The 23,109-nt window shown below is 73.6% G+C and carries 23 protein-coding genes; 8 read left to right on the forward strand and 15 right to left on the reverse strand.

The window, feature by feature from the left end; translation table 11 throughout:
• The first annotated feature begins 61 nt into the window (after window positions 1–61).
• Together BIU94_RS10520 and BIU94_RS10525 are read left to right on the forward strand one after the other, a co-directional pair.
• Entirely contained in the window at window positions 62–1,153 is a 1,092-nt protein-coding gene (locus BIU94_RS10520; protein WP_071258996.1) for an acyl-CoA desaturase, read from the forward strand.
• Window positions 1,154–1,304: 151 nt separating this feature from the next.
• The gene (locus BIU94_RS10525; RefSeq protein WP_071258999.1) at window positions 1,305–2,294 is read left to right on the forward strand and encodes a matrixin family metalloprotease; all 990 of its coding nucleotides are present in this window, start codon (window positions 1,305–1,307) and stop codon (window positions 2,292–2,294) included.
• A 67-nt stretch (window positions 2,295–2,361) separates the two neighbouring features.
• Here BIU94_RS10525 and BIU94_RS10530 read toward each other — a convergent pair whose 3' ends face one another.
• A complete protein-coding gene (locus BIU94_RS10530; RefSeq protein ID WP_071259002.1) occupies window positions 2,362–3,012 on the reverse strand; it encodes an SDR family oxidoreductase in 651 nt (216 codons plus the stop codon).
• A gap of 111 nt (window positions 3,013–3,123) precedes the next feature.
• Here BIU94_RS10530 and BIU94_RS10535 point away from each other — a divergent pair, with 111 nt between their 5' ends.
• Window positions 3,124–3,612, forward strand: coding sequence for a DUF4126 family protein (locus tag BIU94_RS10535; protein ID WP_071259012.1), 489 nt, complete (start codon window positions 3,124–3,126; stop codon window positions 3,610–3,612).
• Window positions 3,613–3,772: 160 nt separating this feature from the next.
• Here BIU94_RS10535 and BIU94_RS10540 read toward each other — a convergent pair whose 3' ends face one another.
• A complete protein-coding gene (locus tag BIU94_RS10540) occupies window positions 3,773–4,324 on the reverse strand; it encodes a TetR/AcrR family transcriptional regulator (protein WP_254784800.1) in 552 nt (183 codons plus the stop codon).
• A 93-nt stretch (window positions 4,325–4,417) separates the two neighbouring features.
• On the opposite strand from BIU94_RS10540, the gene BIU94_RS10545 reads away from it, so the two are divergent.
• Window positions 4,418–5,149: an SDR family oxidoreductase gene (locus BIU94_RS10545; RefSeq protein ID WP_071259039.1), complete on the forward strand. Its 732-nt coding sequence runs from the start codon at window positions 4,418–4,420 to the stop codon at window positions 5,147–5,149.
• Between the two features lie 127 nt (window positions 5,150–5,276).
• Window positions 5,277–6,248 (forward strand): NAD(P)-dependent oxidoreductase, encoded by a 972-nt coding sequence (locus BIU94_RS10550; protein ID WP_071259043.1) that lies wholly within the window; start codon window positions 5,277–5,279, stop codon window positions 6,246–6,248.
• Between the two features lie 92 nt (window positions 6,249–6,340).
• Here the strand turns inward: BIU94_RS10550 and BIU94_RS10555 are convergent, their stop codons facing one another.
• Window positions 6,341–7,510, reverse strand: a complete 1,170-nt coding sequence (locus BIU94_RS10555) for a sorbosone dehydrogenase family protein (RefSeq protein ID WP_071259047.1) — start codon at window positions 7,508–7,510, stop codon at window positions 6,341–6,343.
• 126 nt (window positions 7,511–7,636) lie between these two features.
• Between BIU94_RS10555 and BIU94_RS10560 the strand changes: the two genes are divergently transcribed.
• Window positions 7,637–8,308, forward strand: a complete 672-nt coding sequence (locus tag BIU94_RS10560) for an SDR family oxidoreductase (RefSeq protein ID WP_071260327.1) — start codon at window positions 7,637–7,639, stop codon at window positions 8,306–8,308.
• Window positions 8,309–8,465: 157 nt separating this feature from the next.
• On the forward strand, window positions 8,466–9,566 hold the full coding sequence (locus BIU94_RS10565) for a hypothetical protein (protein WP_071259050.1): 1,101 nt from the start codon (window positions 8,466–8,468) through the stop codon (window positions 9,564–9,566).
• A 155-nt stretch (window positions 9,567–9,721) separates the two neighbouring features.
• Here the strand turns inward: BIU94_RS10565 and BIU94_RS10570 are convergent, their stop codons facing one another.
• From BIU94_RS10570 to BIU94_RS10605, 8 genes are all read right to left on the reverse strand, one after another.
• Window positions 9,722–12,556 carry an ABC transporter permease gene (locus BIU94_RS10570; RefSeq protein WP_071259055.1) on the reverse strand — a complete coding sequence of 945 codons (2,835 nt, stop codon included), beginning with the start codon at window positions 12,554–12,556 and terminating at the stop codon, window positions 9,722–9,724.
• Entirely contained in the window at window positions 12,553–13,281 is a 729-nt protein-coding gene (locus BIU94_RS10575) for an ABC transporter ATP-binding protein (RefSeq protein WP_071259064.1), read from the reverse strand. The genes BIU94_RS10570 and BIU94_RS10575 overlap by 4 nt, the downstream gene beginning before the upstream one ends.
• Window positions 13,278–13,859, reverse strand: a complete 582-nt coding sequence (locus BIU94_RS10580; protein ID WP_071259072.1) for a PadR family transcriptional regulator — start codon at window positions 13,857–13,859, stop codon at window positions 13,278–13,280. The genes BIU94_RS10575 and BIU94_RS10580 overlap by 4 nt, the downstream gene beginning before the upstream one ends.
• Window positions 13,860–14,023: 164 nt before the next feature.
• Window positions 14,024–14,905 carry an aldo/keto reductase gene (locus BIU94_RS10585; protein ID WP_071259076.1) on the reverse strand — a complete coding sequence of 294 codons (882 nt, stop codon included), beginning with the start codon at window positions 14,903–14,905 and terminating at the stop codon, window positions 14,024–14,026.
• Window positions 14,895–15,536 (reverse strand): YdeI family protein, encoded by a 642-nt coding sequence (locus BIU94_RS10590; protein WP_083404745.1) that lies wholly within the window; start codon window positions 15,534–15,536, stop codon window positions 14,895–14,897. Before BIU94_RS10590 ends, BIU94_RS10585 begins: the two co-directional genes overlap by 11 nt.
• A gap of 21 nt (window positions 15,537–15,557) precedes the next feature.
• Entirely contained in the window at window positions 15,558–17,096 is a 1,539-nt protein-coding gene (locus tag BIU94_RS10595; protein ID WP_071259080.1) for an FAD-binding oxidoreductase, read from the reverse strand.
• Window positions 17,093–17,329: a hypothetical protein gene (locus BIU94_RS17425; protein WP_071259085.1), complete on the reverse strand. Its 237-nt coding sequence runs from the start codon at window positions 17,327–17,329 to the stop codon at window positions 17,093–17,095. The genes BIU94_RS10595 and BIU94_RS17425 overlap by 4 nt, the downstream gene beginning before the upstream one ends.
• A gap of 104 nt (window positions 17,330–17,433) precedes the next feature.
• Window positions 17,434–17,973 (reverse strand): acyl-CoA thioesterase, encoded by a 540-nt coding sequence (locus tag BIU94_RS10605; protein ID WP_071259088.1) that lies wholly within the window; start codon window positions 17,971–17,973, stop codon window positions 17,434–17,436.
• Window positions 17,974–18,101: 128 nt separating this feature from the next.
• Between BIU94_RS10605 and BIU94_RS10610 the strand changes: the two genes are divergently transcribed.
• A complete protein-coding gene (locus tag BIU94_RS10610) occupies window positions 18,102–19,088 on the forward strand; it encodes an aldo/keto reductase (RefSeq protein WP_071259091.1) in 987 nt (328 codons plus the stop codon).
• Window positions 19,089–19,284: 196 nt separating this feature from the next.
• On the opposite strand, the gene BIU94_RS10615 is transcribed toward BIU94_RS10610, so the two are convergent.
• The 4 genes from BIU94_RS10615 to BIU94_RS18115 all read right to left on the reverse strand — a co-directional run bounded on the left by BIU94_RS10615 (window position 19,285) and on the right by BIU94_RS18115 (window position 22,950).
• Window positions 19,285–19,767 carry an FBP domain-containing protein gene (locus tag BIU94_RS10615; RefSeq protein ID WP_071259098.1) on the reverse strand — a complete coding sequence of 161 codons (483 nt, stop codon included), beginning with the start codon at window positions 19,765–19,767 and terminating at the stop codon, window positions 19,285–19,287.
• A 180-nt stretch (window positions 19,768–19,947) separates the two neighbouring features.
• Window positions 19,948–20,667: an SAM-dependent methyltransferase gene (locus BIU94_RS10620; RefSeq protein WP_071259101.1), complete on the reverse strand. Its 720-nt coding sequence runs from the start codon at window positions 20,665–20,667 to the stop codon at window positions 19,948–19,950.
• Window positions 20,668–20,686: 19 nt separating this feature from the next.
• Complete coding sequence (locus tag BIU94_RS10625) at window positions 20,687–21,592, reverse strand: helix-turn-helix transcriptional regulator (protein ID WP_071259105.1); 906 nt, start codon at window positions 21,590–21,592, stop codon at window positions 20,687–20,689.
• Between the two features lie 83 nt (window positions 21,593–21,675).
• The gene (locus BIU94_RS18115) at window positions 21,676–22,950 is read right to left on the reverse strand and encodes a hemolysin family protein (RefSeq protein ID WP_071259108.1); all 1,275 of its coding nucleotides are present in this window, start codon (window positions 22,948–22,950) and stop codon (window positions 21,676–21,678) included.
• Window positions 22,951–23,109: the final 159 nt, after the last annotated feature.

The following is a 23,109-nucleotide window of genomic DNA, read 5'->3' on the forward strand; positions in this document are numbered from 1 at the left end:
CGGGGACACCACGTAGCCCCTGACCCCGGTTGCAGCAGACCGCTGGAGCCAGGAGGCAACCATGGGCGACGACCAGGCCGTCCCGACCGGGTACACCCGGACCGGACGACGATCCGACCGCACCGACACCACCTCGAGCTACACCGCGCTGCTGGCCCGGGTCCGGACCGCCGGACTGCTCGGCCGCCGCACCCGCTGGTACTGGGGACTGATCGCGGTGCTCACCGTGCTGCTCGTCGGCACCGGCGGCGCGTTCGCGGTGCTCGGCGGCTCCTGGTGGCAGCTGCTCGTCGCCGGGGTGCTCGGGGTGCTGTTCACGCAGTTCGCCTTCCTGTCCCACGAGGCCGCCCACCGCCAGGTCTTCGCCTCGCAGCACTGGAACGACCGCTCCGCGCGCTACGTCGGCACCTTCCTGACCGGCGTCAGCTACGCGTGGTGGACGAACAAGCACACCCGTCACCACGCCAACCCGAACACGGTCGGCAAGGACCCCGACATCTCGTTCGACGCGATCTCGTTCCGTCCCGAGGACGCCGCCCGCCGCACCGGGTTCCTGCGCGTGCTCGTCCGGGTGCAGGGGTGGGCATTCTTCCCGATGCTGCTCGTCGAGGGGGTGAACCTGCACTGGCAGTCGATCCGCACGTACACCCGGCGCGGGCCCGTGAAGCACCGCTGGGCCGAGGGCTCGGTGTTCGCCGCACGGTTCGTGCTCTACCTCGGCGTGGTGTTCTGGTTCCTGCCGGTCGGGATCGCCTTCGCGTTCCTCGGCGTGCAGCTCGCCGTCTTCGGCTTCTGCATGGGGATCGCCTTCGCGCCGAACCACAAGGGGATGCCGGTCATCGAGCCCGGCCGTCGGGTGGACTTCTTCTCGCGGCAGGTCCTGACCTCGCGCGACATCGGCGGTGGCGCCTGGGTGGAGTACTTCATGGGCGGCCTGAACCACCAGGTCGAGCACCACCTGTTCCCGAACATGGCGCGGCCCAACCTGCGCGCGGCGCGGGACATCGTCCGGCGGTACTGCGCCGAGCAGGGCGTGCCGTACACCGAGACGACGCTCGTGCGCTCGTACGTCATCGTGGTGCGGTTCCTCAACGAGGTCGGACTCGCGGCGCGGGACCCGTTCGCCTGCCCGATGGTGGAGCGCTTGCGGTAGCTGCCGGCTGCCCGCAGTCGACCGTCCGCTCTCGGTTTCCGGATCGGACGGCCGTCGTCCCGACGAACCGCTGGACCCGGGCGGGGTGCATCCGCGAGCATGGACCCGACCAGGGACGGCGGGCACAGGGGTCCGCCGCGGGAAGGCAACCATGCGACCTGTCCGGAACGGCTTCACCGCGGGGGCGGTCATCGCCCTCGCCGCGGGACTCACCATCGGCGCGGCACCGGCTCAGGCGGCGACACCGACCGCCGCGGAGCACTGCGCCGGCGGCACGCTGACGCTGCGGGCGCTGCAGAGCGGCTGCACCCTCACGTCCGGGTCGGTCACCCTGCCGGACGGCCGCACGTTCGCCGTGCCGGCTCCCGGCGAGAGCGTCGCCGCGACCAGCTCCTCGGTCCCCGGCGCCGCCGAGCTGCCCGAGGTGGTCGTCGCGAACACCGGGGCGTCCGGCGTCGCGGTGCGGGTCGACGACGTCTGGCAGGGCTCCTCGGCAGCGGCGTCGGCGGCGTCCCGCTCCGCCGCGGCACGGACCGCCGCGGCCCCCGCCGCCTCGACCCGGGCCGCCGCCGACCCGAAGTGCACGAACACGTCGTCCGCGACGACGGGGTACCGGTGGTCGGGGTCGGTGCAGTGGTACTACAACGAGTCCGGGCAGAAGTCGACGTACGCGAAGGACGCGCTGCGCAAGGCGGCGAACGCCTGGACCGGCACGATCACCGCGTGCGGGACCACCGCCACCTCCACGGCGCGCAACGCCTACGTCCGCCTGGCCACCCAGGCGCCTGCCCTGACCGACCGCGGCGGTTGCGGCAGGAGCAGCGGGTACAGCGTGATGGGTTGGGGGAAGCTGCCCGCCGGCACCCTCGGCGTGACGTGCGTCTGGTACGACGGCAACGGCGTCGCCAAGGAGTCCGACCAGCGGTACGCGACCGGGTACAAGTGGAGCTCGACCGCGACGTGCGCCGGCGGACGGTTCGACACCCAGGCCGTCGCGACACACGAGTGGGGGCACGTCTACGGCCTCGCGCACGTGAAGACCGGCACCGGCCAGGTCATGCAGCCGTCCGGTGGGTACTGCGACCTCGACGCCCGCACGCTCGGCCTCGGCGACCTGCAGGGCATCGCGGCCCTCTACTGAGCCCGGTGAGCGTGCTCGCCGAGGCGGCCGCCACCGCTGCGGTGGTGGTGGCCGCCGCTGCGATCGGTCAGACGCCGCCCTCTCGCACGAAGTCCGCGATCGGCGTCGAGCCCTGGTTGAAGCGGTAGGTGCGACCGACGGCCTCGGGGCGCTCGACGGCGTCGGCGACCACGTGGGCGACGTCGCCGCGGGCGACCTGCGACGACGAGCCGTCCCAGTCGACCGACCCGGTGGCGTCGTCGTCGGTCAGGGTGCTCGGCGCCACGACGGTCCAGGACAGCCCCGAGTCGCGGAGCACGGCGTCGGCGACCATCTTGGACTGGGCGTAGGCGAAGAAGTCGTCGTCCTGCGGCACCCCGTGGTCGAGCACCGAGCCGGCCCAGGAGACCATGACGTACCGGTCGACACCGGCCTGCGCGGCGCCCTGCATCGAGAGCACGGCCGCGTCGCGGTCGATCGCCCACGTGCGGTCGGCGGAACCGCCGCCGGCACCGGCGGACCACACGACGGCGTCGTGCCCGCGCACCAGGTCGGCGAAGTCGGTGAGGGACTGCTGCTGGACGTCGGCGACGCGGGGCTCGCCGCCGTGCGCGCGGACCTCGTCGGACTGCTCGGCCTTCCGGATGACGGAGGTGACCGAGTGGCCGCGCTCGGACAGGATGCGGGTGGCGAGGAGTGCGACCTTGCCGTGGCCGCCGAAGACGATGACGTTGCTCATGGACCGGACGGTACTCGCCGCGGCTCAGCGCCCGGGGGACGCCGTCGACGAGTCTCGGAGCGCACCCGGTCGCGGTGGGTAGCGTCGGCGGCGACACGTCAAGGAGACACGATGAGCAAGCAGCACGAGCAGCACACCCTGGTCCGGACCCTGGTCCTCGGCATCCTCAGCGGTGGGCGCAGCGCCACGCCGCTCGCCGTGATGGCCCTCAACCACGACCGGTCCTCGCTGAAGGGGGCGTGGCAGGACTGGAAGGTGTTCAGCACGCCGATCGGCCGCGGGCTGCTCGTCGCCTCGGCCGTGGGCGAGCTCGTCGGCGACAAGCTGCCGAAGACCCCGAACCGCATCTCCCCCGCCGGACTCGTCGGCCGGATCGGTTCCGGCGCGCTCGTCGGCGCGGCCCTCGGCACCACCGGTCAGCGCGACCTGCGCATCGAGGGCGCGATCCTCGGTGGCATCGGTGCCGTCGTCGGCTCGTTCGTCGGTTGGGGCCTCCGCAAGGCCGTCGGCGCCACCACCGGTCTGCCGGACCCGGTCGTGGCGCTCGCCGAGGACGCCGCCACCGTGGCCGGCTCGGTGAAGGTGATCACCACAGCCTGAGTCCCGGGGCGCGCGCTCGTCGCGCTCCGTGAGCAGGAACGGTCGGGTCGCACCCGCGCACTCGACCGTTCCTGCTCACGATCGTCCCTCCGCGCCGGCCCGCGCCCGCCCCGTGCCGCGCCCGCCCCGTGCCGCGCCCGGCCCGCGCCGCGCACGCCGGTCAGGCCGCTGCGACCACCCCGGCGGTCGCGAGTCGGACCCGCTTCCGCGCACGCGCCTCGTCGTCCCCGAACCGGTCGAGCCCCCACGACACCGCCGTCAGGAGCTCGAACACGGTCGAGGCGTCGACCTCGTCGTCGGTGCCGCTCGCCGTTCCGCGCGCCCGCTCGAGGAACTCCGCCGTCCGGGCCGTGAGTCGCGAGCAGATCGTCCGGACGGGCGAGTCCTCGTCGTCGACGGCGTCGGCGATGCAGGTCGGCAGGTCCTGCCAGACCCGGAGCCCCCACGCCAACCGGAACATCCACTCCTGCAGGGCCGGTACCGGTTCCCGGTCCTCGAGCTCCGCGGAGTCGTCGATCACCCGGTGCACGGTGTCGGTCATGACCGCCGCGAGCAGGTCGTCCCGCGTCGGGAAGTTCCGGTACAACGTCGCGTTGCCCACCCCGGCGCGGGTGGCGATGCCGTCGATGGGCGCCAGGATGCCCTCGGACTCGAACAACTCGCGCGCCGCGGCGAGGATCGCGTCGCGGTTGCGGCGGGCGTCGGCGCGCACGGGACCTCCTGGACTTGACGGATGTGGGGAGTATCCCCACATACTGTTCCGGGGAGCATCCCCGTTTCCACCGAGCCTACCGCAGGAGTCACCATGACCGAAGAGTTCACCGACCGCACCGTGCTCGTCACCGGCGCCAACGGAGGGCTCGGCACCGAGTTCGTCCGCCAGGCCCTCGAGCGCGGTGCACGACGCGTGTACGCCGCCGCCCGCTCGCCGCGCACCTGGGACGACGAGCGCGTCGTCCCGATCGCACTCGACGTGACCGACCCGTCGTCGATCGCCGCGGCCGTCGCGACCGCGTCCGACGTCGACCTGCTCGTCAACAACGCCGGCATCGCACCCGAGGCCGACGCCTCCCTCGTCTCCGTCGCCGACGACACGCTCGAGCACGTGTTCGCGACGAACACCTTCGGCGTCATCCGGGTCTCGGCGGCGTTCGCACCGGTCCTCGCGGCGAACGGCGGCGGTGCCGTGCTCAACGTGCTCTCGCTGGCCGCCTGGATCCCGCTGCCCACGGTCTACGCGGCGTCGAAGGCCGCCGCGCTGGCCGCGACGAACGGCCTGCGGACCGAACTCGCCGGCCAGGGCACCGCGGTCACCGGGCTCATCGTCGGCATGATCGACACCGCCATGGGCGCTCGGTTCGACGTGCCGAAGTCGACCCCGGAGCACGTGGTGACCCAGGCGTACGACGGCGTGGCCGCCGGCGCGTGGGAGGTGCTCGCGGACGACGACTCACGCTTCGTGAAGGGCCTGCTCAGCGCTCCCGCCGAGGACCTCGCCGCAGCGACCCGGGCCGCGATGGAAGCCGTCGTCGACTGAGGTCGCCCGTCCGACCGCTCGCCGGTCGCGCGCGCTTCGCGCTTCGTGTGCAGGAACGGTCGGGTCGCACCGCCGCACCCGACCGTTCCTGCTCACGATCCGCACGCCTCGGCCTACGGTGGGCCGCATGCACATCGTCGTCATCGGAGCCACCGGCCACATCGGCTCGTTCCTCGTCCCCCGTCTCGTCCGCGCCGGCCACCGGGTCGTCGCCGTGAGTCGCGGCACGAGCACCCCCTACGCCGACGCCCCGGAGTGGCAGCAGGTCGAGCGGGTCACGGCCGACCGCGAGCAGGAGGACCGCGACGGCACGTTCGGCGCCCGGATCGCCGCGCTCGGCGCCGACGCGGTCGTCGACCTGGTCTGCTTCACGGAGTCGTCCGCCGCCGCGCTCGTCGCAGCCCTGCGCGGCACCGACACGCACCTGGTGCACTGCGGCTCGATCTGGCGTGCCGGCGTCTCGCACGTGCTCCCGATCACCGAGGAGAACGCGACCCCGCCCTTCGGTGACTACGGCGTCCAGAAGGACGCCATCGCCCGGATGCTCAAGGAGGAGACCGCGTCAGGGGGTCTGGTCACGACGTCGCTCCACCCCGGCCACATCAGCGGTCCGGGCTGGACGCCGATCGGCCCGCTCGGCAACCTCGACACCTCGGTGCTCACGAAGCTGTCCGCCGGCGAACCGCTCGAGGTGCCCGGTCTCGGCGCCGAGACGATGGCCCACGTGCACGCCGACGACGTGGCGCAGGCCTTCCAGCTCGCGGTCGAGCACCGCGACGCGGCGGCGGGCGAGGACTTCTCCGTCACCGCCCCGACGGCGCTCACCGTGCGCGGGTACGCCCACCTGGCAGCGTCCTGGTTCGGTCAGGAGGCCCGGCTCGACCCCGTCTCGTGGGACCGGTTCCGCGAGTCCACGGCCCCCGAGCACGCCGACGCGAGCTGGCAGCACCTGTCCCGCAGCCAGGTCTTCAGCGTCGAGAAGGCGACTCGTCTGCTCGGCTACGCACCGGCGTTCACCGCCGAGGAGACCGTGCTGGACGCCGTGCGCTGGCTCGTCGACCACGGTGGGCTCGAGGTCGCGAACCCCCTGGTCGGCTGAACTCGGCGCCCGACGCCGGTGACGAACTCCTCGCACCTGATGTCAGTTACGGCGCGACGTCCGGCGGGAGCGAGGGGCTGCGGGAACCCCTCTCACGTGCGGGTGAACGGTACCGAGACGATCCGGTCGTCACCGCTCGCCGGGGTCCCGCGGCCGTCGGTGTTGTTCGTCACGAACCAGAGCGTGTCCGACGGCCCCTCGAGCACGGTCCGGATGCGGCCGAAGTCGCCCGCGAAGTACTCGGTCGCGGTGCCGGGGTCGTCGGCGGGGACCGCGCGGAGGACACGGCCCTGCAGGTTCGCGATGAAGACGGTGTCGTCGACGACCGCGAGGCCGCTCGGCGATGCCTCGTCGGTGGACCACTGCTGCACGGGGTCGACGAAGCCCTGGTCCTCGCCGCCGGTGCCCTCGACCTCGGGCCAACCGTAGTTCGAACCGGGCTCGATGACGTTGAGCTCGTCGTGGGTGTCCTCGCCGAACTCCGACGCGAACATCGTGCCGTCCGACGACCACCCCATGCCCTGCACGTTGCGGTGCCCGAGGCTCCACACCGGCGACCCGTCGATCGGGTTGTCGGCGGGGACGTCGCCGTCCGGGGTGAGCCGCAGGATCTTGCCCGCGAGCGAGTCCTCGTCCTGCGCGTCCGTGCTCGCACCGGCGTCCCCGACGCTCGCGTAGAGCATGTCGTCCGGGCCGAACGCGATCCGGCCGCCGTCGTGGAAGGTGTTCTTCGGCAGCCCGTCGATGATCGTCGTCGCTTCGCCGAGGCCCCACGACCCGGCGCTGCCGGTCAGCTCGTACCGCTGGATCCGGTTGCCGTCGTCGGCGGTCGAGTAGACGAACAGGTCGTCGTCGTGCAGCGCGAGTCCGAGCAGTCCGCCCTCGCCGCCGTGGCTGACACCGTCGACGGTGCCGACCTGGCGGGTGGTGCCGTCGGACCGCAGCTCGAGCACCCGGGCCGAGTCGCGCTCGCTGACCAGCGCGTCGCCGTCGTCACCGGTCAGGACCACCGACCAGGGGGCCTCCAGACCGGTGACCACGTCGGTGGTGTCACCGTCGAGCGCCACCTGACCGGCCGACAGGTCGGCGGGCGCGGTCGCGCGCGCCGACGGCGGACCGCCGCGGTCGGACCCGTCCTGCTCTGTCCCGCCCCCGCTCGTGCAGCCGCTGAGAGCCAGCACCAGGGCCAGTGCGGCGACGGCGGCGAGGCCGGCCGCCGACCAGAGGCGGCGGCTGCGGGGCGTTCCGGCGGGTGTGTCCACGATGATCCTCCCGGGGTCGTGCGTCGATCCCACACGCCGTGTTCGGGAAACGCCTGGGGGAGCACGGTCCCCGGCTTGGTTCAGTGGGTGTCGGTCGGCACCACGTCGTCCCGGAAGGACCAGCACATGACCACCATCGCCATCGTCGGCGCCGGCAAGGGCCTCGGCATCGCCGTCGCCGAGCGCTTCGCCCGTGAGGGCTTCGCCGTCGCCCTGATCTCCCGCAACCAGGACCGCCTGGACGGCCTCGCCGCGGAACTGCGCGAGCGCGGCCACACCGCCGCCGGGTTCGCCGCGAACGTCCGCGACGGGGACTCGCTGCGCGCCGCACTCGAGCGCGCGACCGAGCAGCTCGGCCCGATCGAGGTGCTGCAGTACAGCCCGCTCCCCGCCAAGGAGTACATGCGACCCGTCCTCGAGACCACGGCGGACGACCTGGTCGGTCCGATCGAGTTCTCGGTCTACGGCTCGGTCAACGCCGTCCGCCAGGTGCTGCCCGGCATGCGCGCGATCGGCCACGGCACGATCCTGTTCGTCAACGGCGGCAGCGCGGTCCGCCCGGGTGCCCGCGTCACCGGCACGTCCGTCGCCTTCGCCGGCGAGAGCGCCTACGCCGAGCTGCTCCACGACGCCGTCCGCGACGAGGACGTGCACGTCGGCCAGCTCATCATCCCGTTCGGCATCGACGACGGGCAGCCCGAGCACTCCGGCGAGTCCATCGCCGACCGCCTCTGGGCGATCCACACCGAGCGCGGCGACTTCCGCACCTACGCGGAGCCGATGCCCGAGCTCGGTTGAGCGCGATGCGCACCACGTGACGGACGGGAGGCCCGTGGCCACGCCGCCACGGGCCTCCCGTCCGTCGCCGGTCGCCACCAGGGCCGCGATGGGCCGGGGGACACAGTCGCGACGGCGGAGGGCGGGCCGTACCGCCGCGCGCCCCTAGCGTCGAGGCGTGGATCCGGAGGCCTTCGACGGGGCGGCGGGCATCGCCCTGCTGCTCGTCATGCCGCTGTCCGTGCTGTTCGTCGCCGCGGCCCTGCGGCGGGCGGGCGCACCGCGGTGGACCTGGGCGCTGTACCTGCTCGGGGCCGCCGGGGCGCTGGCGCTGCTGCACGTCGCCGGGCACACCCGGTACGACGGCCCGTCCGACGGGCACTTCCCGTGGGACGTCGGGCAGTTCGCGGCGCTCGGCCTCGGCCGGATCGGCGTCGCCGTCAACGCGGTCGCCGCGACACTGTGGATCGCTCCGGGGCGCCGTCCGTACACGGAGCCGTTGCCCCGTCGCGAGAACCGATTGGTCGTCGCCGCGTACTGCTCGGCGGCGCTCGCGACGGTCGTGCCGGCGACGTGGTGGAGCGTCGGGCTCGGCATCGTGCCGGTCGGCGTCGAGCTGCCGGTCGTGCTCGCCGGGGTCGGGTTCCTCGCCGCGGCGGTGCTGCTCCGGCGGCGGCGTCAGCGCGCATCGGGCGACCACGAGCGTCTGCCGGAGACGGTGTGGCCGGTGGACGCGGTCGTCGCGATCGGCCTCGCCGGGGTGCTCGCGGTCGGGCCGTCGTTCTCCGGCAGCGGTCTGCCGGACCCGTCGTCCGAGCGCGACCCGGCCGTGGCGACCGACCGCCCCGCCCCGACGACGGACCCGGAGTGGCCGGGGCCGACCCCCGCGACCCGGACGTCGCTCGGCCCCGCTGCGGTCGAGGCGGGGACGCGTGCCCTGCTCGAGGACACGGTCCGCTGGGCCGGCCCGCTCGACGACCTGTCGTCCCCGACGCCGCCCGCCGCCGAACCGCCGGCAGTCGCGCTCGTACCGGAGCGGTGCGACGACGGCGGACGGCGCTGGACCGGCTCGCTCGTGCTGCCCTCGGTCCGGCCGCAGGACCTGGCGCCCCGGGTGCTCTCGGGCTGGAAGGCGTCCGGCTACGCCCCGGTCGACCGGGCGATGGGGACCGACCTCGTCATGCCGCTGCGGGGGGACGCCGCGGTCGAGCGGATGCGCCTCGGCGGGGGCCCGGACGGTGTGCACGTCACCGTCGAGTCCTTCTGCGTGCCCGACTGAGCACGGCGCTCGCCGCTTCGTGAGCAGGAACGGTCGGGTCCCCCGCAGCGACCCGACCGTTCCTGCTCACGATGTGACGGACGGGAGGCCCGTGGCGGCGCCGCCACGGGCCTCCCGTCCGTTGAGTGCGCCCGTCCGTTCAGTGCGCCCGTCCGTCAGTGCGCCCGTCGCACCGCGACCCGGCGCCGGCTCCGGGTGGTCAGCCACGCGCCGGCCGACACGACCAGCGGCAGGCCGATCGCCAGCAGCCCGAGCACCGGCCAGTCGGGCACGAACGGCAGGTGGTTCGCCCCGACGGGCTGCTCACCGAACCGGATCGTGAGCGCCCGGATCGGCAGCAGCCCGAGCAGCGTCCCGATCACGGCCCCGACCGTGGTGAGGATCGCCGCCTGCCAGGTCGACACCTGCCGGCGCAGACGGGGTGCCGCGCCGACGGCGTCGAGCACCTCGTCGTCGCGGCGGCCGTCCGACCGCGCCAACCCGAGGGCGACCGCGGTCGCGCCGATCGTGACGGCGGCGGCCAGCGCGAGCACGATCGCCCGGACGAGCGCGCCGTTGTCCACCGGGCCGGTCTCGTAGAAGAACTGCGGTCCGTACCACCGTTCGCGGTCGGCCCCGCCGTACGACTGCCACGCGGAGCTCAGTTCGTCGTACTGCTTCGGCGTGAGGTCGCCCGGCAGCGTCGTGACGAGCAGGCCGTCCACCGCCGGCACGTGGTACCGCTCCGCGGTCGCCCGGGTCATGAACACCGCGACCTTGATCCGCGGCGACTGCACGTCGGTGACGGCCGGGATCGTGACGCTGGAATCCGGACGGGTGCGTTCGGTGATGGTCGGGCTCTCGTACGTGCGGTTGCGGAACGTGTCGATGCGGACCGCGCCGTCGCGGGCGTACTCGGACCAGAGCGACACGGCCTCGCCGCCCTCCAGGGCGTCCCGCACCGCGGCCGACGGCCGGTGCCCGGTGAGCACGGCGTAGTCGTCGACGGTGCCGGTCAGGATGTGCGGGTCCGACGAGGCGCTCGTGTCGAGGAACCACGAGCACGAGGTCGTGTCGTTCACGGTGCAGCCGTACGGCGTCCACCGGTGTGGGATCGTCATGGTCGTCGGCGTCTCGCCCGTGCCGCCCTTCACCACGCCGAGCACGCGGATCCGGTCGTGGCGCAGCACGCCCGCGGTGACCTTCGCGGCCCGTGCGGTGAGTTCCGCGTCGTGGTCGCCGAAGGACGCACCGTCGGCGTCCGAGACCTGGACCTCGGTCGTGGCGACCCCGACGGCGGTGGCGTAGTCGTAGCCGCGGACGTACCGGGCCTGGCTCGAGGCGTTCCAGGTGATGACGAGGGAGGCGACGAAGACGACGCTCATCACGCTGGCGAGCACCGGGACGGTGCGCACCGGGTTCCGCAGGGCGTCGCGGGCGGCCATGCGCGCGGCCAGTCCGAGACGCGACGACAGCCGCGCCACCAGGGCGAGCAGCCACGGGGAGCAGATCGCGACACCGAGCTGCATGAGGCAGGGTCCGATCGCGACCCCGGCACCGACGACCCACGCCAGGTGGTCCTCCTGCACCTCGCGGTCGTTCAGCACGAGGACGCCGATGCCGCAGGCCAGCGTCATCACGGCCCCGCCGACGATGAGTGCGGGACCCCAGATCCGGCGTCGGCGCCGTGCCGGACGGCTGACCGCGACCGGGCGGAGCGAACCGCGCAGGGCGGCGAGCACGTTGATGCGGGTCGCCGTGCGCGCCGCGACCAGGGCGGAGACGAGGCCCGCCAGCACGCCGGCACCGCCGATCGTCAGCAGCAGGGGCAGCGGCACGTGCAGGCCCGGGAACGACACGACGTTGCCGTCGTCGATGATCCGGTAGGTGAACATCCCGATCCCGGTGCCGAGCAGCACGCCGAGCACGGCGCCGGTCGCCCCGAGCACCAGCCCGGACCCGGCGACGATCGTGCGGACGAACCGCTTCTCGCCGCCGACGCTCGTGATGATCGCGTACGAGCGGGTGTCCGCCCGGGTGCCGACCAGGAACGCGGCACCGGCGAGCAGGGCCACCTCGAACATCGCGAAGACGCCGAGCAGCGCGAGGCCGCCGAGGTACCAGCCGAGGTTCGACCCGGAGGAACCGCCGGTGACGCGCTCGTCCGGCGGGTCGAGCACGACGGGGCGGGACTGCACGGTGATGCCGTGCGCGTTGAGCTGCCGGATCTCCGACCAGGTCGGTGCCGTCGTCGGCAGGTAGACCGTGACGTCGGGCGGGCTGCCGGGAGTCGTCGCCGCGGTGTCCGTCATGGTGGTGCCCCACGGCACGAACACGCCCTGCGTGTCGGGCGCCGACCCGAGGTCGCGCATCGTGCCCGTGATCGTGAAGCGCTTCGTCACCGGGTCGGTCAGGTCGACGGTGTCGCCGACGTGCGCCCCGAGGCGGTCGAGCGTCGCCGGGGTCACCATGAGTTCGTCGCGTGCCGTCGGCCGGTCGCCGGCGAGCACCCGCCAGTGCCCGTCGAGCGAGCGGTCCCACGTGCTGCCCTCGACCGCCGTGATGCCGACCGGTCCCTTCGGCCCCTGCAGCACGACGGGCGCGCTGCCCACCGGGATCGCGAGCGCCCCGTCCGGGACGAACGACAGCGGGTCCGCGAAGGGGGCGTCGCCGTCCGCCTTCGTCACCGGGCTGTTCCGCGCCGACTCGGTGGACTGCCACTGCACCGGGTCCTGCCGCATGCCGGGCAGGTCGGGACCGGACACGCGCATCTGCGCGGCTGCCCCACCGAGGTCGTAGGCGAGCGACTCGGCCTGGGTCGGCTGGGTCGACTGCACCACGACGGCCACGGCCGCGAACCCCGCGGTCGGGATCCCGATGAGCGCCACGATGAGCGCGGCCCGCCCGGCCTTCGCGAAGGCGAGTCGGCGGCCGAGTCGGAGCGCGGGACGGAGCGCGAAGGGCGTCCGGACGCGCTGGGCGGTCCCGGTGGAGCGCCGTCGCCCGCTCACGACGCGGCCCGGTCGGCGAGTGCCTGTTCGACCCCGGTGTAGACGGCCTCGTCGACGACGCGACCGTCGCGCAGGAACACGATCCGGTCCGCCCAGGCGGCGTGCCGTGCGTCGTGGGTGACGAGCAGCGCGCCCGCGCCCGCGTCGACGTGGCGGCGGAGCATGCGGAGGACGACCTCGCCGGTCTGCGAGTCGAGCGCCCCGGTCGGCTCGTCCGCGAGCACCAGGCGGCGCTCGCCGACGACCCCGCGGGCGATGGCGACGCGCTGCTGCTGGCCGCCGGACAGGTCGTCGGGGTAGGCGGTCAGCCGGTGGCCGAGCTCGACGTTGTCGAGGGCGAGCTCGGCGGCGCGGCGGGCCTGCGAGGCCTTCCACCCGTCGAGTTCGAGCGGCAGCGCGACGTTCTCGACCGCCGTCAGCGAGGGGATGAGGTTGAAGTCCTGGAAGACGAAGCCGAGCAGCCGACGGCGCAGCGCCGCGAGCTCCTTCGCCGGGCGCTCGGACACGAACTCGCCGTCGATGACCACCTCGCCGCTCGTCGGCGGCAGCAGGGTGCCGGCGACCGCCAGCATCGTCGACTTGCCGGAGCCCGACGTGCCCATCACCGCGACCATCTCGCCGCGCTGGACCGACAGGTCGATCCCGGCGAGGGCGGTGACGGCCTTGGCGCCGGACCCGTAGTGCACGCTGACGGCGTCGAGCCGCAGCAGCGGTGCGGCGCTCACCGGACACCCCGGGCGGCGTCGGCGGCGGGCGCGGTCGCGGACTCGGGAGCGGCGGGGTGGTCGTCCGGTCGGTACCGGGCCACGCTCGACTCGACGTGGTCGAGCCAGCGCACCTCGGCCTCGGCCTGGAACACCATCGACTCGAGCACGAGCGACCACGCCAGGTCGGTCGCCGGGTCGGCCGTGCGCTTGAGCCGCGTCAGGTCCTGCAGGTTGCGGATCGCGGCCCCGCGCTGCACCTGCACGAGCTTGGCGACGTCGACGCCGGGCACGGTCACCGCGAGGGCGAACTTGATCGCCAGCTCGTCCCGGCCGCGCTTGGCCGGCACCGGCTCGCTGAACCAACGCGCCACTTCCTCGTGCCCCGCGGGGGTCGCCGTGTAGACGACGTGGCCGTCGTCGTCGGCGTCGCCGCGGGCCACGAGGCCGTCGCGCTCGAGCCGGTCGAGGGTCGTGTAGACCTGGCCGATGTTCAGCGGCCAGCTCCCGCCGGTGCGGTGCTCGAACTCCCCCCGGAGCTGGTACCCGTACCCGGGTCCGCCCACCAGCAGCGCGAGTACGCCCATCCGTACGCTCATGACACTTCCTCGTTCCGTTCTGCGAACGGGCATACTCGGTATGCCCATACCGAGTATGCAGGTGCACGCGGAACGACGCAAGCGCGGCTCGCGACGTGCCCACACAACGGACGGGAGGCGCGGTGCCCGCTGGCACCGCGCCTCCCGTCCGCTTGCTGGTCGCGTCAGGAACCGAGCTTCGACAGCTCCTCGAACTCATCGTCGGTGAGCTCGATGGTCGCGCCCTGCAGGTTGTCCTCCAGGTGGGCGACACTCGACGTGCCCGGGATCGGGAGCACGACGGGCGAGCGCTTGAGCAGCCAGGCGAGCGCGAGCTGCGCCGGCGTGGCGTCCTTGCGCTCGGCGATCTCGGTGAGCGGCGAGTCCTCGCCGGTCAGGCCACCGGTCGCGAGCGGGAACCACGGGATGAACGCGATGCCCTGCTCGGTCGACCAGTCGAGGAGCTCCTCGGCGTCACGCTTCTGCAGGTTGTACAGGTTCTGGACGGAGACGATCGTGGCGATCTCCTGCGCGGCCTGCACCTCGTCGACGGAGACCTCGGACAGGCCGATGTGGCGGATCTTGCCCTCGTCCTGCAGCTTCTTCAGTTCGCCGACCTGGTCCTCGAGGGGGACCTTCGGGTCGATGCGGTGCAGCTGGAACAGGTCGATGCGCTCGAGGCCGAGGCGGCGGAGGCTCATCTCGGCCTCCTGCCGCAGGTACTCCGGGCGGCCGACCGGCGGCCACTCGTTCGGACCGGTGCGGGTCAGACCGGCCTTGGTCGCGATGACGACGTCGTCGCCGTACGGGTGCAGGGCCTCCTTGAGCAGGTCCTCGGCGACGTAGGGGCCGTAGCTGTCGGCGGTGTCGAAGAAGTCGACGCCGAGCTCGACGGCGCGCTTGAGCACGCGGACGGCCTCGTCGTGGTCCTTCGGCGGGCCCCAGACGCCGGGGCCGGTGAGCTGCATGGTGCCGTAGCCGAGGCGGTGGACCTCGAGGTCGCCACCGATGCGGAAGGTGCCGGAGGCAGCGGCCGGACGGTTCGTGGTGTCGGTGTCAGTGGTCATGACCCCGGTCTACGCCTGGTGCGTCGCCGGTCCCTGGACGGGTGTCCCCCGGCGCTGACCGCGGGAACGGTGTCTCGCCGCGCTCGAGTCCACCGACGAGCTTCGTCAGCCGGTTCGTCCGCGCTGCGGCGCTCGGCGCCGTCGCGATCCGGTGCAGCACCGCGTACCGGTTCGCCGCGTCGAGGCCGGCGAACAGCGCGGCAGCGGCGGGCGCGGCGTCGAGTGCCGCCCGCAGGTCCTCGGGCACGGTCGCGCTCGCCGCACCGGCGTAGGCGCGGTCCCACCGGCCGTCGCCCTGCGCCCGGTCGACCTCGGCCTGGCCACGCGCGCGCATCCGGCCCTCGGCGGTGAGCGCGGCGACGAGCCCGACGTTCCGCTGCGACCACAGCGAGGCGCGCCGGCGCGGGGTGAACCGCTGCCGGAAGGTGGCGGCGTCGCGTCCGCGCTTCTGCCCGTCGATCCAGCCCGAGCACAGCGCCTCGTCGAGTGCCTGGTCGTAGGTCAGGGTCGTCGGCTCCGTCGTGCCCTTCTTCGCCAGGACGAGCCACACACCGTCGGTGTCGTCCTCGTGGGCGTCGAGCCAGGTCCGCCAGGCCGCGGCGTCCGGCAGCACCAGGTCGACGATGTCCATGCGGTCATCGTAGGGGCGACCTCAGACCCAGTTCGGCTGCGACAGCACGCCGGCGGGGTCGGCCTGCTCGGCGATCCGGTGCAGCCGCGAGGTGTTGTCGCCGAAGTACGCCGACGGGTCCGTGATCGCTGCGTCGCAGTAGTTCGCGTACGCCGCGTCGCCCCACGCCGGCCGCATCGCCCGGCGGAACCCGCGCACGTACGCGTCGAACGGTGCGGGGTCGGCGCCGTCGGTGAAGACCGCCGTGTACTGCACGGTCATGAGCGCGGACCGCCACGGGAACGCCGAGTCGGTGCGGCCGACGTCCGCCACGACGCCGCCGAGGGCGTCGAGGGCGACCCCGCCCTCCAGGTTGCCGTCGACGTCGCCCGCCGCTGCCGCCTGCGCGACGAGCACGTCGATCTGTGCGTCGGTGAGCCTCGTCGATCCGATCGACGAGGTCGCCGCCTCGGACACCCGCTGGGGCTTCCCCGCCAACGCGGACATGGCGGCACCGTAGGTCAGTTCCCGTCCGGAGTGCGCCAGCGGATTCGCACCCGTGGCGGCGATGAAACCGTCGACGGAGGTGTCGGCGCCGGTCTTCGAACCGGTCCACACGCCGGTCACGGTGACCGTCGGGGCGGTGTGCCGACTGCCGTTGAGCAGCTTGAGCGTCGACCACAGCTCCGGGTCGGCGGTGGGCGCCCAGTCCTGCCAGGCGCGCACCACGGCAGCGGCGGCCGACCACGCGAACGTGATGGTGAAGAGCAGGACGGGAGGCGCGGCCTGCGTCCGGTACGTCAGTGCGGTCACGACGCCGACGGTTCCACCGCCCCCACCGCGGCAGGCCCAGAACAGGTCGGGTTCGCGGGACGTCGAGACCTCGTGCACGGAGCCGTCCGGGGTGACGAGCGTCACGCCGGTGAGCTGGTCGCAGGTCAGCCCGAACGAGCGGACGAGCACGCCGACCCCACCGCCGAGGGTGAGCCCGCCGATGCCGACGGTCGGGCACGAGCCGGCGCCGATGGCCCGACCGGCCTTCGCGAGCGCGGCGTAGACGTCGCCGAGCTGTGCGCCCGGGCCGATCGTGACGGTGTCGTCGTCGTGCAGTTCGATGTCGTCGAGGTCCTGCGTGCTGATCACGAGCGACCGCGGGACGTCGGTGCCCGGGGCGCCACCGGCCGACCACCCCGTGTACGAGTGCCCGCCCGCTCGCAGTGCGACGGGCGTGTGGGTCGTGCGCGCGAACGCGAGGGCGGCCTGCACGTCGGGGATCCCCGCGACCCGGAGGATCCCCTGCGGGTCGGCGTCGTCGTAGCGCGGGTTCTCGAGCACGCGTGCGCCGTCCCACCCGTTCGACCCGGACCGGAGCAGCGTCCCGGAGACCGCGGCGGCGAGGGCGTCCCACGAGTCGGGGCCGCCCGGCGTCGGCGTGCTCGTCGGCTCGGCGGAGCCGCTGGCAGTCGGGCGCGGCGCGCCCGAGGGAGCGGGGCCCGGCCGGGTGCACGCTGCCAGGACCCCGGCGAGCCCGAGTCCGACGCCCCCGGCGAGCAGGGCGCGCCGGGTCGACGTGCGGCTCACGAGCCGGCGAGCCCCCCGCTGGCACCGCTGATGCCGGGGTGTGCGGACTTCGCGAGGCCCTCGGTCATCGAGTGCGCTGCCTCGGCGTCGGCGAGGGAGCGGGCGCCGAGGGTCGGGTCGACCGGTTCGAGGTGGGCGAGGCGCTTCGCACGACGGCGGTTCTGCACCTCGAGCACGGTGAGCAGCGCGGCGATGGCCACGACCACTCCGACGACGATCCACACGACGACCATGACGTTCCCCTTCCGTCCCGGGGCGTCCACCCCGTGCTCGCAGCGTAGCGCCGGCGGTGCGACGCCATCCGACGGAGCCGGGATCTGTCGCCGTTCCGTGACCGTCAGGCGGTGCTGCTGATCCGGACGGCGCCCGCCCACCCGTGCACCCACTCGGGCAGTTCGCGGTCAGCTGGTGCTCCGCCCACGGCGTCGAGCAGGTCCGTCATCGGGACGGTCCCGCCGGAGCGTCGCAGGAACCGCGCCTGCACGACGGCACGGGCGACGACGGCTCCGCGACGGACGAACGTCTGCTCCAGGTACACGGCCCGGTCGTCGACGCCGAGCACCCGGGTCACGAGCTCGAACCGTTGCCCGAGCGTCAGGGACCGCTTGTACGTGATGGTCTGCGCCGAGACGACCGGGTACCAGGCGCGCTCCGCGATCGCGCTCCAGAACCCCGACCGCAGCATCAGGTCGAGCCGCCCGAGGTCGAGCATCGACAGGTACTTCCCGTTGTTGACGTGCCGCAGCGGGTCGAGGTCGGTCAGGGTCACGCGGAACGGTGTGCGTGCCGCGTCCCAGAGCGACGGCCGCCGCCCATCCGTCGTCGGGCGGAGCCGGACACGCAGGCGCAACAGGAACAGCCGGAAGTACAGGTTCACGCGCCGATCACACCAGAAGGCCGCGCTGCCCCGCGTGGACCTTGGAGGATCCACACGAACGGTGTCCGTGTCTGACCGGCACCGGCAGTGCCTTCCTCCGAGCGGCGCACCCGGAGTAGACCTGCAGCATGCAGACACGCAAGCTCGCAGACCTCGAGGTCGGACCCGTCGGCCTCGGAACCATGGGCATGAGCGCCTTCTACACGGGCGCCGGCACCGACGACGACGAGTCGATCCGCACCGTCCACCGCGCGATCGACCTGGGCGTCACCCTGTTCGACACGGCCGAGGCGTACGGCCCCTACACGAACGAGGACCTGCTCCGCCGGGCCCTCGCCGACCGCCGCGACGACGTCGTGATCGCGACGAAGTTCGGCCTCATCACGCACACCGCCGGCGAGGAGACCCCCGCCACCGGTCGCGGCATCAGCTCCGCCCCCGAGTCCGTGCGCGAGGCGCTCGAGGGCTCGCTCCGCCGCCTCGGCACCGACCACATCGACCTCTACTACCAGCACCGGGTCGACCCGGCCGTCCCGATCGAGGACGTCGTCGGCCAGCTCGCCGGCTTCGTGCAGGAGGGCAAGATCCGGCACATCGGGCTGTCCGAGGCCGGAGCCGAGACCATCCGCAAGGCCCACGCCGTCCACCCGATCACGGCCCTGCAGAGCGAGTACTCGCTGTGGACGCGCGACCCCGAGGGCGACGTGCTCGACACCCTGCGCGAGCTCGGGATCGGTCTCGTGCCGTACTCGCCGCTCGGCCGCGGCTTCCTGACCGGTGCGATCACGAAGCCGTCCGACCTGGGCTCCGACGACTTCCGCCTGGCGAACCCCCGCTTCCAGGAAGAGGCGTTCGCGCTGAACATGCGCATCGTCGACGCGGTCAAGGAGATCGCGACCGAGGCCGGGGCCACCCCGGCGCAGGTGTCCCTCGCCTGGCTGCTGGCCCAGGGCGACGACATCGTCCCGATCCCCGGCACGAAGCGGGTCTCGCGTCTCGAGGAGAACGTCGGCGCGGCCGACCTGACCCTCACCGCGGACCAGCTGTCGCGCCTGTCGTCGCTGCCCGTGCCGACCGGCGACCGCTACCCGGACATGTCGAGCATCGGCCGCTGACCCGGCGGGGTGCACTTCCGCGCGTAGGAGGCCGTTCCGCGCGTCGGAGGGCCTTCCGCGCGTGGGAGGCGGGATCTTCCGGCCTCCCACGCGCGAATCCGCTTCCCATCCCACGCGCGATGGGACGGACCGTCCCGCGCGACGGACCGTCCCGCGCGACGGACCGTGCCGTCGTGACGGAACTGCCGTGCGCGGGTCAGACCTCGGCGGCGAACGACGCGGCGCGCAGCTGCAGGTCCTCGATGCGCCGGAGCCGCGCCGCCTCGACGTCGTAGCCCTCGTACGCCGGCGGCGGCAGCTTCCGGACGTTGCGCGAGCACTGGAAGTCCTGGCAGACCAGGGTGCCGACGGTGTTGCCGTTCCGACCGGCAGGCCCCGAGCGCTTCGCGCTGTAGAACACGACGTCGTTCGGCAGCTGCACGTCCTGGCACCACGAGCACTGGGCGCGTGCGCGGGACGAGGCCTCGGCCTGCCGGAACAGGATGCCGACGAGCGTGCCGTCGAGCGTCGGCACGACGGCGTACGCGCGCCGTCCGATCTTCGGGTCGCGCCACCCGAGGTAGTCGAGTGCGTCCCAGTCGGTGGTCGCGAACTCGGCGGGCAGCGTGATGTCGGACGTCTCCTTGCGGGAGGCGTTGACGAAGGACGTGCGGAGGGTCTTCTCCGTGATGGGGAGCATGGTCGTGGCTTTCGTGCGGACCCGGGGCGTGCGGACGCACACCGCACCGGGCGGAGGAGGTCAGGGGACGACGAGGTCGGCCGCGCCCGAGGGCACGACCGGGGGCCTCACGCCCTGATGCCGGCGATACGGGCGCCGACCACCTCCTGGAAGCTCACCGGTCCAGCCTACGACGACGTGTCAAGCGGTCGGGGTCGCGGTGACGAGCAGGAGCGACCCCTGGTGCGTCGGGCTGATCCGGAGCGCGCCGTGGCGCCGGTCCCACTCACCGGACTCCAGTGCGGAGCGGAGCGCCGCGACCGACCGTCGCACGGTGAACGGGTCGACCTGCGCCCACGCCGGGTCCGCGTGCCGGACGCCCGCGTCGAGCAGCCGCTCGGGTCGGGCGGAGTACGCCTCGGCGAACCCGTCGACGCACGTGAACGGGATCGGCAGCGGCACGACCGTCACCGTGTCCCCCGGCAGCGCCGTGGCGACCTCGGCCGGCGACGGGTGGCGCCGGGCCGCGGCCGCGACGACCTCGGGTGCGTACTCCGCGAGCCAGTGCTCCTGCGCGCGCTCGCGGTCGACGCAGAACAGCACGATCGGCCCACGGGTCACCCGGCGCAGTTCGGCGAGCACGGCCCCCGGGTCGACCGGTCCCGGCAGGGGCGCCGTGGCGAGCGCGGCGTCGAACGCGCCGTCGGCGGACGGCAGGTGTGCGGCGGCGTCGACGACCGTGACGATCCCACGGTCGGTCGGCGCGTACGAGGGTGCGGCGTCGTCCTGCGACCACCGCAGCTCGAGCAGTGAGCCGATGTCGCCGAGCACCTTCGACACGGCTCGGGCGAACACCGGTTCGGCGCGACGGTACCGGCGTCGGTCGTCGTCGGTGGCGGACCGGTCCGGTGGGGTCGTCACGAGGCGCTCGCGGTGGGGGTCAGTCGACCGACTCGGTCTCCGCCGCCCGCAGGGCCGCAGAGCGCTCCGCCCGCTCCGTCGCCGCCCACGAGCCGAGGAGCGACAGCGAGCGCTCGGACTCGCTGCCCGGCTCCGCCGAGTACGTGAACAGCACGAGTCCGGGGTCGGCGACGAGGTCGAGGGCCTCGTAGGTCAGACGGAGCTCGCCGACGATCGGGTGCACGATGCGCTTGCCGCCGCCGCGGTGCACCCGCACGTCGTGTTCCGCCCACCAGGTGCGGAACTCGTCGCTGCGGGTGGAGAGCTCGCCGACGAGCGTGATGAGCCCCGGCTCGCAGGGGTTCGACACCGCGGCGGCGCGCAGGACCGCGACGGCGTCCCGCGCGGTCTGCGCCCAGTCCGGGAAGAACTCGCGGGCGGACGGGTCGAGGAAGGTGAAGCGGGCGGTGTTCACCGGGCGTCCGGGGCCGGCGAACATCGGCGCGTAGAGGGCGTGGCCGAGCTCGTTCGTGGCGACGACGTCACCGCGCTCGTTGCGCACCCACGCCGGCGCGCCCGTGATCGCGTCGAGCAGGCGCTGCACCCCCGGCCGCACCCGGGTCGGGACGGTGCGGTGCATGTCCTTCACGCCGGCGTTCGCCAGGCGGGTGAGGTCCCAGAGGTGCACGCGTTCGTCCTCGTCGAGCTGCAGTGCGCTCGCGAGCCCCTCGAGCACGCTCTCCGAGACGCCCTTCAGCGAGCCCCGTTCGAGCCGTGTGTAGTAGTCGACGCTCACGCCCGCGAGCATCGCGACCTCGTGCCGCCGCAGCCCGGGGACCCGTCGGACACCGCCGCCGAAGGACGGCATGCCGACCTGCTCCGGCGTGAGCCGGGCCCGTCGCGAGGACAGGAAGTCGCGGATCTCGTTGCGCACGTCGATACCCATGCGTCGAGCGTACGTGTCGCGTCGGTGCCGCGGGCGCGGCGGACGGGAGGCCCGTGGCGGGGCCGGCACGGGCCTCCCGTCCGTCAGGCGGGGACGTCGGCCGCGATGCGGACGCGCGCCACGCGGTGACCGTCCATGGCGGTCACCTCGAGCCGGTGGCCACCCACGAGGATGACGTCGCCGACCGCGGGCACGCGGTCCAGGTGCACCTGGACGAGCCCGCCGACGGTCTCGTAGTCGCCGTCCGGCAGCACCGGGCCGCCGTCGGCGGCGAGGTCCTCGAGGACGGTCGCGCCGTCGACACCGTCGCGCTCGGCGGTGGACCCGTCGTGCTCGACGGCGTCCCACTCGTCGCGGATGCGGCCGACGAGGTCCTCGAGCAGGGCCTCGAGGGTGACCATGCCGGCGCTGCCGCCGTACTCGTCGACGACGAGGGCGATCTGGTGCCCGTCGGTGCGCATGTCCGCGATGGCGCCGGACAGCGACTTCGTCTCGGGCAGGGCGAGCACGGGACGGACGAGCGTCGACACCGGGGCGTCGGGGTCGACCGGGCGCAGCAGGTCGCGGAGGTGCACGAACCCGTCGACCTCGTCGCGTCCGCCCGAGGTCACGAGGTACCGGGTGTGCCCCGCCGTGATCGCCCGGTCCGTGGCCTCGGCGACGGACAGCCCCGCGTCGATCGTCGACACGTCGTACCAGGGGCGCATCGACTCGCGCAGGATCCGGTCGCCGGCGTCGAGCGCGCTGCGGGCGATCCGGCGGCCCTGCGCGTCGATGGCGTCGTGGTCGTCGACGAGGCCGCGGAGTTCCTCGGTGCTCATCGACTCGCTGCGGGCGTGCGGGTCGCCGCCGAGCAGGCGCACGACGGCGTCGGTCGACGTCGAGAGCAGCCAGATGACCGGCCGCATGAGCACCGCGAAGCGTTCGAGCGTCGGGGCGACGGCCATCGCGAAGCCCTCGGCGCGCTGCAGGGCGAGGCGCTTCGGCACGAGTTCGCCGAACACCAGCGACAGGTACGCGATGACGAGGGTCATGAGCACCAGGGCCACCGCCTCGGCCGCTCCCCGGTCGAGTCCGATGCCGAGCAGCAGCGGGGCGACGTCCGGCGCGATCGACGAGGCGCCGTAGGCGGCGGAGAAGAACCCGGCCACCGTCACGCCGATCTGCACGGCGGACAGGAACCGGTTCGGGTCACGGCCGAGGGCGGCGACCCGGGCGCCGCGGGACCCCCGGCGTTCGAGCTGCTGCAGTTGCGACTCGCGCAGCGAGACGAGGGCGATCTCGGCCGCGGCGAAGACCCCGCCGACGAGCACGAAGAGGATGACGAGCCCGAAGGCGATCCAGGTGTCGGCGCCCATCAGCGGGCAGTCCGGGCGGATCGGGATCGGGCGGGCGGTCTGTGACAGTCGTCCATGCTGTGATCCTGCACAGGTGGACTGGGACGGCACCGCGTCGGTGCTCGGCGAACGCTGTGGATCCGGTGTGGCCGTGCTGCGCGCGGTGCCACCCGGCATCTC

It is taken from the genome of Curtobacterium sp. MMLR14_006 (assembly GCF_001864985.1).
GTDB lineage: Bacteria > Actinomycetota > Actinomycetes > Actinomycetales > Microbacteriaceae > Curtobacterium.

Excerpts from the sequence above, each read along its gene's own strand:
- BIU94_RS10530 (WP_071259002.1), bottom strand. The coding sequence starts at position 3,012 with ATGAGCAACGTCATCGTCTTCGGCGGCCACGGCAAGGTCGCACTCCTC.
- BIU94_RS10545 (WP_071259039.1), top strand. The coding sequence starts at position 4,418 with ATGACCGAAGAGTTCACCGACCGCACCGTGCTCGTCACCGGCGCCAAC.
- BIU94_RS10535 (WP_071259012.1), top strand. The coding sequence starts at position 3,124 with ATGAGCAAGCAGCACGAGCAGCACACCCTGGTCCGGACCCTGGTCCTC.
- BIU94_RS10525 (WP_071258999.1), top strand. The coding sequence starts at position 1,305 with ATGCGACCTGTCCGGAACGGCTTCACCGCGGGGGCGGTCATCGCCCTC.
- BIU94_RS10615 (WP_071259098.1), bottom strand. The coding sequence starts at position 19,767 with ATGCTCCCCATCACGGAGAAGACCCTCCGCACGTCCTTCGTCAACGCC.
- BIU94_RS10560 (WP_071260327.1), top strand. The coding sequence starts at position 7,637 with ATGACCACCATCGCCATCGTCGGCGCCGGCAAGGGCCTCGGCATCGCC.
- BIU94_RS10590 (WP_083404745.1), bottom strand. The coding sequence starts at position 15,536 with ATGGACATCGTCGACCTGGTGCTGCCGGACGCCGCGGCCTGGCGGACC.
- BIU94_RS10550 (WP_071259043.1), top strand. The coding sequence starts at position 5,277 with ATGCACATCGTCGTCATCGGAGCCACCGGCCACATCGGCTCGTTCCTC.
- BIU94_RS10625 (WP_071259105.1), bottom strand. The coding sequence starts at position 21,592 with ATGGGTATCGACGTGCGCAACGAGATCCGCGACTTCCTGTCCTCGCGA.
- BIU94_RS10585 (WP_071259076.1), bottom strand. The coding sequence starts at position 14,905 with ATGACCACTGACACCGACACCACGAACCGTCCGGCCGCTGCCTCCGGC.
- BIU94_RS18115 (WP_071259108.1), bottom strand. The coding sequence starts at position 22,950 with ATGGGCGCCGACACCTGGATCGCCTTCGGGCTCGTCATCCTCTTCGTG.
- BIU94_RS17425 (WP_071259085.1), bottom strand. The coding sequence starts at position 17,329 with ATGGTCGTCGTGTGGATCGTCGTCGGAGTGGTCGTGGCCATCGCCGCG.
- BIU94_RS10520 (WP_071258996.1), top strand. The coding sequence starts at position 62 with ATGGGCGACGACCAGGCCGTCCCGACCGGGTACACCCGGACCGGACGA.
- BIU94_RS10610 (WP_071259091.1), top strand. The coding sequence starts at position 18,102 with ATGCAGACACGCAAGCTCGCAGACCTCGAGGTCGGACCCGTCGGCCTC.
- BIU94_RS10580 (WP_071259072.1), bottom strand. The coding sequence starts at position 13,859 with ATGAGCGTACGGATGGGCGTACTCGCGCTGCTGGTGGGCGGACCCGGG.